Consider the following 11719-nt stretch of genomic DNA (forward strand, 5'->3'; position numbering starts at 1 on the left):
TAAACGACTGTTAATCAGTCTGTTGCATTAATCGTTTGGTTAATTGTTGTTTAGGAGTTATGCTTGCATTGTAAAAAATAAAAAAAATTATAATTTTGTGTTAAACATTTTTTAACAGCTCTACAATATGTTAAAAAATAGGTGCTAACTAGGACATATATAGATTATTGGAAAGTATATAGTACTAACCATAGTATTTAATAAAATAACATTTTTATAAACGTAAACATATGAAACACAGATTACTCAGTTTATTCGTGGGTAGTATGATTCTGACCTCTATTGCGTTCGCGCAGGAGAGAAAGGTCAGTGGTCATGTTACTGGAGCGGATGGTAAGCCATTGGCAGGTGTAACTATCGTTGTCCAAGGGTCGAATGTAGCTACTCAAACAGATGCAAATGGTAATTATTCATTGTCAGTGCCTAATGGTAAAATTATCGTATTTCGCTCAGTAGGCTTTGCAGATAAGACGTTAATTGTTAAAGAAGGACAATCTGCCTTTAACGTAACACTAGATAACTCTAACAATGCACTTGAAGAAGTTGTTGTAACAGCTATGGGTATTACGCGTTCAGAAAAATCGCTAGGTTATTCTGCAACAAAAATTGGTGGTGAACAGCTTGCAGCTGCCAGAAATACCAATGTATTGAGTTCGTTAGCAGGCAAAGTGGCCGGTGTTACAGTTAATTCAACGGGTCCAGCTCCCGGTTCGGCATCTTCTATTACAATTCGCGGTTATGGATCAATGACTGGTAGTAATGAACCATTATATGTAGTAGATGGGGTTCCTTTACAATCAACAACATTCAATACACAAGGTAATACAATCCAAGGTGGCGGTATTTCTGCTTTATCTTCTGATGACATTGAATCAATGACTGTTCTTAAAGGCGCTGCTGCAACCGCTCTATATGGAAGTCGCGCTGCCAATGGGGTCATTGTTATTACAACTAAATCTGGAAAAGCTGGAAATGGACGGAATTTTTCTATTGCTTATAATGGTGGTATCCAATTTCGGCAGAATTCTGTCTTTCCTATCATGCAAAATGAATTTGGGCAGGGTTGGAACGGGCAACAGACCTTTATTGAAAATGCTTCTTGGGGGCCTCGTTTCGATGGAACTGAACAGAAATATGGGCCAATTTGGAAAGATCAGCAACTTTCGCATATTTACGCTGCTCAAAAAAATAATGTAAAGGACTTTTTTGAAACAGGTAAGTCATTTAATAACAGTGTTTCTTTTAATGGTATATCCGAAGATAGAAAGATGAATTATTATTTATCTTATTCAAATGTCAAAGATAATGGTATTATGCCAACTGATGCAGATTCGTATAAAAGAAATACAATTGCGTACCGTACATCTTATCAAGCTGCTGATTGGTTGAAAATATCTTCGAATTTAAATTTTAATACAAGTAAAACTGATGTCGCGGGTAATTACCAAGGTACTTCTATTATTGACGGTCTGTTAGAATTGCCGAGGGACATTTCACTCGCCGATAAGAAAGATTTAACTAGCCCATTCAATACTCCTGAAGCTTATTTCACTCCTTATGGTATTACAAATCCTTATTGGGCTTTAGCAAATAATTATAATAGATTAAATTCAAAGCAGTTTAATGGTAAGTTACAGTTAGATATTAGACCAATTAAAGAATTAAATTTGACTTACCGTTTTGGATTTGACCATATTGACTACGACCGCAAAGTTGGTACTCCCGAAATTAATTTAGATGATAAGTTTATTACGGATGATAAGGGATACCCACCATCAGCTATGAATCAGTCTGGTGCTGTAGCTGTATCTTACGGACGTAATTATGAGCTAAATCATGATTTCTTGGCAACCTATGATAAAAGTTTTGACAAATTTTCTTTCACAGGAATTTTGGGGATGAACTTGAACGAAAGGTATGCAACGAGTATGAATGGAACAACAGAAAGTCTTGCTGTATACACAGATTTTTGGCAATTGAGTAATGGTTCCACTAGATCTGCTTTGGGAGAATCGCAAACTAAACGCAGATTGGTAGGTGTATTCGGGGATGTGACTTTAGGTTATGACGAAACCGTATTTTTGAATTTAACAGCGCGTAACGATTGGTCGTCTACACTACCTATCAATAAGAACCATTATTTTTACCCTGGTGCCACATTAAGTTGGATATTTACGAATAACCTACCAAAAAGCAGCATTTTGAATTTTGGTAAAGTACGTTTTGCTTATGGTAAGACAGGTAACGATGCTGGCGTTTATCAGACATCGGCTAAATATATTCAAGCTTTTGCCAATGGTTATTATGGCAGTAATATTGCGACTTTCCCTTTCAATAATAAAAATTCATTTTTATTAGATACTAGAAATGGCAGTAACACGTTGAAACCTGAAATGAATCAAGAATTTGAAGCAGGTGTTAACTTAAAGTTCTTAAACAATCGCATTGGATTGGATGCAGCTTATTATAACCGCAAACGAACAGATCAAATTTTTCCTTTGTCAATTGATCCAGCTACCGGATTCGCTACCATGGTCACCAATGTCGGAAATGTGCGTAATAGAGGTATTGAATTGTTATTGAGCACAACTCCTGTAAAAACAGAGAAATTTCGTTGGGATTTGGATTTGAATTTTACGGTTAATAAAAATAAAGTTATCTCATTACCAAAAGAACTGGGAGGAAAATACCAAGTTAATAGTTTCTCGGCAGGAAATGATGCCGTATATATGTATGCTGAGGAAGGAAAGCCGCTTGGAACATTCTATACCTATCTCCCGCAATATGTACAAGATCAAAGTAGTGAACACTATGGTAAGTTAATTGTAGGGGCAGACGGTTTACCTGTTTTGACGTCTAACGTTCAAAGTACAGGAAAAAACATTCAACCAAAATGGGTCGGTGGTGCAACCACATCGTTGAGTGCGTATGGTTTTACATTAAGTGCTGCATTAGATGTACGTGAAGGTGGTTATATGTTTTCACGAACCAAGAATTTAATGCAATTTACAGGTAATGGTATTGAAACTCTGTATAACGAGCGTAACCCATTCATTATTCCTAATTCCGTAGTTAGTAGTGGAAATGGAGCGTATACGGATAATAATACTCCTGTTAAAATGTCTACCAGTGGGCTTCAAAACTATTGGGATAAAAAAGGAGGCGGTGCTGGTGGAGAATATTATCTGCTAGATAGGTCATTTAGAAAAATCCGTAATCTATCCCTGACATATAATTTTCCAAAAAATTGGGTAAGCTCTGTAAAATTAAGCGATATTGCTGTTACAGCTTTTGTAAATAATCCATTTGTATGGACACCAAAAAGCAACAAATTTATTGATCCAGAAGGTTCTACAGGTGGTATTGGATTAGATGGACAGTTCGGTGAATTGTACATAAATCCTGCAACTAGAATTTATGGTTTTAATGTAAGTCTGAAGTTTTAAAATTGAGCAAAATGAAAAAAATTATACTGCCATTAGTGGCAATAGCAATAGGAGTTACATCGTGTAATAAATATTTGGATATAAATACTGATCCAACCGCTCCTGTGCCAGAAAATGTGACAAGTAATTTGATACTTCCTGGCGTTGAAATGAACTTAGCAACAAGTTATGGAAACTTTTTCCGTATTCTTGGGGGATATTATTCCGAACAATATGCGCAGTTATTTGGGACAAGTAACTATTTAGATTATTCACAATTTACAACTTCTCAAACACGTTCTAGCGGTACATATACGCAGTTAAATACTCGTGTGTTAAATAATTTGGAGACAATCCGTACAAAATCTGTTTCAACAAGTAATTGGGGAGATAACCTGGCCGCGACCACATTGAGAGCTTTTGCTCTAGAAGCATTGGTTGACGCATATGGAGAGACGCCTTATTCGGAAGCATGGAAAAAGGAGATTCTTGCTCCAAAGTATGATAACGGAGATGTGGTCTATAAAGGTATTTTGGCTGAATTAAATGAGGCATTGTCAAAAGTGTCTGATGACACACCTGTAATTGAGTCAATGTTGTTCGGAAAATCAACTTCTGCAGAGTGGATTAGATTTGCAAATGCTCTAAAACTGAAAATTCTAATGCGGATGAGTAACGTACAAGATGTGAAAAGCGAACTGTCAGCATTAATAGCACAAAATAAATTTCCCACAAAAGACGTTGCTTGGGATGGAATTTGGGCAAATGAAACGGGTAAAGCAAATCCTTATTTTCAAGAAGAATTTGCCGCTTATTTTGGTTCAAATCAAAAAAATGTTACTTTGAATTTAGCATTATTGTCTGTGATGGAGAATTCTAATGATGCAAGGTTAGTTGCATTTTTTGACAAAAATAAGGATGGTAAATATTTAGGCGGTGTGTCTGGTACTAATTATTCAACGTCAAAATTGTACAAGGCTGAAAACTTTAACCGACCTGCAATGAGGTATGACTCGCCAGTATATTTAATTACTAAATCAGAAGTAGAGTTTTTCTTGGCTGAATACTATGCGAAAAATGGTTCTGCCGCTGACGCTAAAACTCATTATAACAATGCTATTACTGAATCATTTCTTTCAGCTGGTTTACAAGCGTCCGATGCGCAAAATATAATTACAGGTACTTATGCCTATAATAATTCGAATTCCACAAAGTTGATTGGTATTCAAAAATGGGTGGCTTTGTCTGGTACGAATAACTTTGAAGCATGGTGTGAGTTACGACGTCTTAAATACCCAACATTTGGTACAGTTACTGGTGCTGATATTTATAATGTTGCTAATGATGTATTTAAGCCGGAGTTATTGGCGGCAGGTACATTATATACACCAATTGATGTATTTAATACATTAAGTAAAAACCAACTTTTACAACGTATCCGTTATGCGCAGAGTTCTACAAATGCAAATAGTAATGCTCCTGCTGTTAAACCGGATACCGAGCCAGTTTTTTGGGCAAAATAGAATTGAATAAAATAAATTAGAGAGCTTTATGAAATTAATAAATAAATTTTTGACCTCGTTCCTTACAATAGCAGTCGGTTTTTACTCGTGTAAGAAAGATGAAGTAGGTGGCACTGCTACACGAGATACTGCAGGAGAGTGGTACGTTATTGCTGATGCTGTAAAGGCGGATGGCTCGTTGGTAACGAAAGATGTTCGTAAATTGGGACATTTTAAGATAGGTACTTATAATACAGTTCAGAATACCTCCGATAAAATGTGGGTGGATGACTACAACAATTTCTGGAAATTCAAAGGTAAAGTTGACTTGGATTTAGCAAATATGTCGTTTTCAGGAAAGAATATTCAAAATGCTTCTACACGAGGTGATGCTAAAATTACGTTTGATATTACCAATGGTAAAGTGTTAAAAGGTGTAGGTAGGTATCCAAATGGTACTGTAGCCGATAGTATCGTCTTTGAAGTGAAATTTAGTAATGATAATCCAGTGGGATATGATCATTATAGGATTTCAGGTGTAAGATATTCGGGACTAGAGGATAATGATTAACAGATAGCTTTAAACATCCTCGATTTATAAAAAAGGATTATCTAGAAATTAGATAATCCTTTTTTATTGTCTCTTTTTAAATATCCTTGGACTGTTATTTATTTTGTTGATATATTGGTTTTTATGTCTTTTTGCGTTTCTTTTGCAGCGAAATTATTAATAGAATATTGCAAATTTAAAAGTTTATTATATCTTTGTTTTTAACAAAACTTTAACACTTTAATTAAAGTTTTGATTTGACCAATATTCACCCATTTATACGCATAATGGGAAATATGAAAAGTTTTTCAAGTATTTATATGCTGGTACGTTCCTATGAAATAGCTTTTGTTAACTAACTAACTAACTAACTAACTAACTAACTAACGATAATTAGAGGAAAGATTCCTAACCGTGGTATTTAATGCCAAAAAGCAGAAATAAACATACTTAATTAAACATAAACATATGAAACACAAACTACTCAGTTTTTTATTGGGTGGTGCTATCTTGACTTCGGTAGCATTCGCTCAAGAAAAGAAGGTTAGTGGACGCGTAACAGGTAATAATGGCGAGGGGTTGCCAGGAGTTACTATTGTTATTCAGGGCACTAACCAAGCCACACAAACCGACGCAAACGGTAATTATTCCATCAATGTTCCTACGGGAAAAATTTTAGTCTTTCGTTCTGTCGGCTATTCAGACAAAACAATCACAGTTGCACAAGGTTCAAGTTTATACAACGTACAACTGAACGACAATGAGTCTGTTTTGGATGAAGTCGTGGTAACCGGTGCCGGTCTTCAGGCGAGTCGTCGTTCTATTGGTGTTACTCAAACAACCATTAAAGCAGATGATCTACAAAAGGCAAAACCGACCAACATTGTGACCGGTCTGACTGGAAAAGTTGCGGGTCTAACAGTACAAGGAGTTGGTAGTGGTGTAAATCCCAATTACCGCGTAGTATTGCGGGGAATGCGCTCTTTAACGGGTAATAACCAGGCCTTAATTGTTATTGATAATATTATTTCTCCATCAGCTATGTTAGGTAATCTAAACCCTGATGATGTGGAAGATATCACCGTACTGAATGGTGCTTCTGCGGCGGCGCTTTATGGATCACAAGCATCAAATGGTGCCTTGATTATAAAAACAAAAAAAGGTGCTGCTTCTCAAGGACTAGAAGTGACAATCGATAACACAACAACTTTTGAAAATTCTGTTTTCTTACCTAAGATGCAGAAGTTATTCGGGTCTGGTGCGGATAAATATGTTCAGATTTATACACCTTATGAAAACCAACAATATGGACCTAAATTTGACGGTTCAAATGTGTTAATTGGGGATCCACTCCAAGATGGAAGCACGCAATATACACCATATTCATATAGCGGCGATAAAGATAAATTCTGGGAAACCGGAGTTACCAATATGACGAACTTGTCTGTTGCATCAAAGCTGGATAAAAGCTCATTCCGTTTTTCTGGTCAGTATTTAAATTCCACAGGTACGGTTCCTGGAGATAAATACACAAGAGCTTCAGCTCGTGTAAATGGTGCTAGGGAATTAAGTGATAAGCTGAATATTTCGTATTCTTCTTACTATGCACAAAATCGATACGATCAGACATCGGCGAATTCTTCCATTTATGATGCAGTTTTGAACCAACCTGGACAAATCCCTTTGTTAAGCTATAAAGACTGGAAAAATAATCCATTTGCTGACCCTAGCGGTTATTACAATGCCTATTATAATAATCCTTATTTTGTAGCAGCAAATAATCGTCAAAATATTCGTAATGACTATTTTATGGGTAACATTGACTTAAGTTTCAAACCATTACAATGGTTAGATTTTACGGGGCGTGTGGGTATGACAACCGCCAATCAGTCTTATAAATATACCACAGGTAAATATTCATTCACACCTTATGCAGCAGGGCTTCATGGTTCCTATAAGGGTAATAATATTACAGGCAGCGTGTCTGATGCATTTAATTATACAACAAATATTGCAACAGACTTTATCTCGCATGCAACACATACCAATGGCGATTTTAAGTTTGATTACACTGTACTCTTCCAATTTTTGCAAAATCAATATTCTGGTATGAATGCTTCTGTAAGTGGCTTGGTCATTCCTGATATTTATAATCTTGGGAACTCATTGAACAATCCAAGCGCGGGTCAATCTTCATACCTCGCCCGTACATTTGGCTTGTCAGGAAAAGTGGATGTTGCTTACAAAAATTATCTTTACTTGAGTTTGACTGGACGTAATGACTGGGTTTCCATTCTTGATCCAGATCATAGATCCTTCTTTTATCCAGGTGTAGCATTGTCTTTTGTAGCGACTGATGCTATTGACGGACTGAAAGATTTTGAATCATTAAATTTCTTGAAGCTGATTGCCAACTGGTCAAAGGTGGGACAAGTTAACGTGGGTAGTACATCTACATTTGGTGCTTATGCGACAGTTCCGACTTTCAGTCAAGGTTCGGGATATCCATATAACGGTGTCGGCGGTTTTACGATCGGAAATCAGATTGTTCAGCCTGGATTAAAGCCTGAAATGACTCGCTCAATTGAGTTAGGCTTTGAGTCACAATGGTGGAATAATCGGATTACTGCCAATGCAACTTATTTTAATAATAGAACAACAGATAATACCGTTCCGGCTATCATATCATGGGCAACTGGATACAGCAATTACCTTGTCAATGCAGGTATTACAACGGGTAAGGGTATTGAATCTAAATTGACGGTTACACCGATCAGAACACAGGATTGGGATTTAACGGTAGGGGGTAACTTTACCTATATTGATAATAGAGTAGAAGCAGTAGGAGCCGGTTTAACACAATTGGCATTGGGCACCTATGGTGGAAGTACGGGATCTTACGCAATTGCAGGAGAGAAGTTTCCTGTGATCATGGGTTATGGTTATAATAGAGATCCACAAGGACGGATTATTGTGGATAAAAATACGGGATATCCAACAAAAACTGAAAGTTTGATCAACATGGGGCCTGCAATGCCGACGCATACGCTTGGTTTGAATCTTAGTTTGTCGTGGAAAGACCTGACTTTTTATACGAGTGCTGAGTACCGTACAGGTAATTATATTTACCACAGAGGAGCGAGCACTTTTGATTTCTCAGGATCAGGAATCAATACTGTAGGTTATGATAGAGAGCGGTTTGTTATCCCTAACTCATCTTATTGGGATGATGCAACGCAATCTTATGTTGCTAATACGAATATAACAGTGTATGATGGCGGTTCAGATTATTGGACAATGGGAACAGGAAGAAGGGATATCGATGAAACTTATGTGACATCAGCTGCATTTTGGAAGATTCGTGAAATGTCGGTAACCTATAACATTCCAAAAAGTTGGTTGGCTGGACAAAAAGTAATTAAGAGAGCTCGAGTAAGTGCCCAAGGGCGTAACTTATTTTTATGGACTCCAGCGACGAACGTTTACACCGATCCAGAATACTCTGACGGAAATGGTTCTTCAAACGGAAATGCGATTGGTTTAACTGGATTGAGCCAAACGCCACCATCGAGATACCTTGGATTCTCTGTTAGTTTAACTTTTTAATCTTAATACAAATGAAACGAAATATTAAATATATAATGTTGGGATTGGTAGCCGCATTTGGTACACAAGGTTTACAATCCTGTAATAAAGCGTTAGATATAAATACCAACCCAAATTCACCAACTTATTCTACACCTGAGTTGGTGTTACCACAGGCTATGGTCGCGACTGCTCAGCAAGTTCCAGGTTTTAATACATATGGAGCACGCTTTGTAGGCTACTATGCAACATCTGGTGGGGTCTCGGGTTGGGGAGATATCTTGACCTACGATTATGCAACAAGTGCGTTTGGTGGTTTATGGAGCGGGGTTTATAATACACTAACGGATTTGGACTATGTTGTTAAAAATACTGCTGGAAATGCAGGTTATCAGGATTTAAATCAAGCTGCTGTAGTGTTGATGGCCTACAACTATGCTAATTTAGTAGATACCTACAATGACATTCCTTATTCTGAGGCTTTGCAAGGAGCGGCATTCTTAACACCAAAATACGATAAAGCAAGTGATATTTATGTCGATTTGGCTAAAAAGCTTGATGGAGCGGTGGCTTATTTTAAAGCAAACGGTCCTTCTGATGTCTTTAAAAAATCGGATATTATTTTTAAAGGAGATAATACCTCTTGGGCCAAATTTGCTAATACACTTAAATTAAGATTGGTATTGCGCGCGGGCAGTAAAGCGGCGTTTACCAATAAGACGATAGATCCTATTGGTGTAATCACAGATGACGTGATTGTACAACCTGGATTTACCAAAATTGCAGGTAAGCAGAATCCAATGTGGAATACCTGGGCATATGGTGCCGACGGGGCCGCTGTAGGTACATGGGGAACGCAATTTATTCCTACCCCATTTATAATGGCATTTTTTGATGGTTCTAAACTAAATGATGAAGCACGTGCAAACTTGTTTTTTGCCAATGGTATTTCAACGAACGTAAACCAGTTGGGAAATACAAACAATCCGCCAGTGGGAATTTCTCCCTCTGCTTGGGTTATGAAACCAGCTTCAGGAACAATCAGTGCAACAAATTATAGAGGGTATGGTGTTATTAAAGGCCCATCTGCTGGTCAACCTTTAATGCTTGGTGCAGAAGGAAATTTCCTTGGGGCAGAAGCGGTCGTTGAAGGATTACTTTCAGGTGATGCTAAAACTTTTTTTGAAAATGGTATTAAAGCTTCATTCACCTACTTAAATAAAAATGAATCTGATGTTGTCGCAAATGGTGCAAATGCGAATAATTATCTGACAAGTTATGTCTCTGCTAATGCGGGTAAATACTTGGCGGATTGGTCAGCTGCACAGACAAAGGATGAAAAATTAGAGGCTATTATTACACAGAAATATATTGCATTAAACTTCTTATTCGGTCACGAGGCCTATAATGAGTACCGTCGAATCGGTTATCCAAAAATTGTTGGCGGCAATGTGATTGGTAACGGTAAGTTTAATTTTATTTCTACTGAATCACGCTCGACAGCTCCTGATAAAAATCTTGCTAGACTGCCTTATCCAGCAAGTGAGTTCAGTTATAATGGTGCAAATATCCCGACGGTAAATAAATACACGGATAAATTGTTCTGGGCAAAAGTAATAGATCAGAAATAACAGTGGAAATATCCCAACGGTGAATAAAAACACTGATAAATATTTGGGTAAACGTAAATTAATTTGAAATGAAAAAGATTATAAATTATATTTCGGTACTGTTGTTACCGTTTATGTTCACAAGTTGTTTGAAGGACGATGCAATCATCGGTCCTGATGCAGCAGGGAATGTTGAAAATATCATAGAGTTTAAAAACTTTGTAGCACCATCTTCGGGGACATCTAGTAAATATCCGCTCTATATTCAGGCTTTTGATATGGTTCCAACAACGGATTTTGCAATTCCTGTTCAAATAGCAGGCGTGTATAATCCGAAAGCGGATGTTAAAGTTACTCTAGAATTGGATAATAGTATACTTACGGCTTATAATGCACAGAATGGATCAAAATATCAACCATTGCAAACAGCGAATTATACCGTTTCAACTTATGAGGTTACAATTCCGAAAGGTCAAAAAATTGGAAACTTAAACATCAAGTTTTTTCCTGAAAAATTTGATTTTAAAGAAAGCTACGCTTTGGGATTAAAAATCAAATCTGTAAGTGAGGGGACAATCTCTGGTAATTTTGGAGCAATAGTCTTAGGTGTTGTACCGAAAAACTTATATGACGGTGTTTACACCGTTGAAAAGGGACTTGTACAACGTTATACTGGCGGTGCTTTAAATATTGGTGATGCATTGAACGGAAGTTTGGCTGGTAATCCAAAGGTCACACTTAAATCGATTGATGGAAACACTGTTGAAATTACCAATATGAAATGGGCAGGTGGTACTTCTGGAATTGCAGGTATCGACAACTTGCGTGCAACAATTAACCCTGCTACCAATGAAGTAACTATGTTTGCTTTAGGTTCGCCGACCCTAAGAAATATTGCAGGTAAAGTCAATAAATATGATCCAGCAACCAAAACGTTTACATTAAATTTTGACTGGGCACAAACAACGAATAAGAGAGAAATTCTTGATCTTCAGATCAAATTTGATTCTCCTAGACCATAGTGCTAAAAACTTCATATAGAAAAGG

6 protein-coding genes are annotated in these 11719 nt (G+C 37.0%); all 6 read left to right on the plus strand.

Annotation, left to right across the window (positions count from 1 at the left end):
• The first annotated feature begins 266 nt into the window (after window positions 1–266).
• Complete coding sequence (locus tag AAW12_RS12770) at window positions 267–3446, plus strand: SusC/RagA family TonB-linked outer membrane protein (protein ID WP_046674037.1); 3180 nt, start codon at window positions 267–269, stop codon at window positions 3444–3446.
• Between the two features lie 11 nt (window positions 3447–3457).
• Window positions 3458–4948, plus strand: a complete 1491-nt coding sequence (locus AAW12_RS12775; protein WP_046674016.1) for a SusD/RagB family nutrient-binding outer membrane lipoprotein — start codon at window positions 3458–3460, stop codon at window positions 4946–4948.
• Between the two features lie 28 nt (window positions 4949–4976).
• Complete coding sequence (locus tag AAW12_RS12780; protein WP_053003668.1) at window positions 4977–5498, plus strand: lipid-binding protein; 522 nt, start codon at window positions 4977–4979, stop codon at window positions 5496–5498.
• Between the two features lie 447 nt (window positions 5499–5945).
• The gene (locus AAW12_RS12785; RefSeq protein ID WP_046674017.1) at window positions 5946–9083 is read left to right on the plus strand and encodes a SusC/RagA family TonB-linked outer membrane protein; all 3138 of its coding nucleotides are present in this window, start codon (window positions 5946–5948) and stop codon (window positions 9081–9083) included.
• Between the two features lie 11 nt (window positions 9084–9094).
• Window positions 9095–10693 carry a SusD/RagB family nutrient-binding outer membrane lipoprotein gene (locus AAW12_RS12790; RefSeq protein WP_046674018.1) on the plus strand — a complete coding sequence of 533 codons (1599 nt, stop codon included), beginning with the start codon at window positions 9095–9097 and terminating at the stop codon, window positions 10691–10693.
• A gap of 68 nt (window positions 10694–10761) precedes the next feature.
• The gene (locus AAW12_RS12795; RefSeq protein WP_046674019.1) at window positions 10762–11694 is read left to right on the plus strand and encodes a DUF1735 domain-containing protein; all 933 of its coding nucleotides are present in this window, start codon (window positions 10762–10764) and stop codon (window positions 11692–11694) included.
• Window positions 11695–11719: the final 25 nt, after the last annotated feature.

Source organism: Sphingobacterium sp. Ag1 (assembly GCF_000988325.1).
In the GTDB taxonomy this organism is placed as follows: Bacteria; Bacteroidota; Bacteroidia; order Sphingobacteriales; family Sphingobacteriaceae; genus Sphingobacterium.

Coding starts and splice junctions, on each gene's coding strand:
- AAW12_RS12770 (WP_046674037.1), top strand. CDS start 267: ATGATTCTGACCTCTATTGCGTTCGCGCAGGAGAGAAAGGTCAGTGGT.
- AAW12_RS12775 (WP_046674016.1), top strand. CDS start 3,458: ATGAAAAAAATTATACTGCCATTAGTGGCAATAGCAATAGGAGTTACA.
- AAW12_RS12780 (WP_053003668.1), top strand. CDS start 4,977: ATGAAATTAATAAATAAATTTTTGACCTCGTTCCTTACAATAGCAGTC.
- AAW12_RS12785 (WP_046674017.1), top strand. CDS start 5,946: ATGAAACACAAACTACTCAGTTTTTTATTGGGTGGTGCTATCTTGACT.
- AAW12_RS12790 (WP_046674018.1), top strand. CDS start 9,095: ATGAAACGAAATATTAAATATATAATGTTGGGATTGGTAGCCGCATTT.
- AAW12_RS12795 (WP_046674019.1), top strand. CDS start 10,762: ATGAAAAAGATTATAAATTATATTTCGGTACTGTTGTTACCGTTTATG.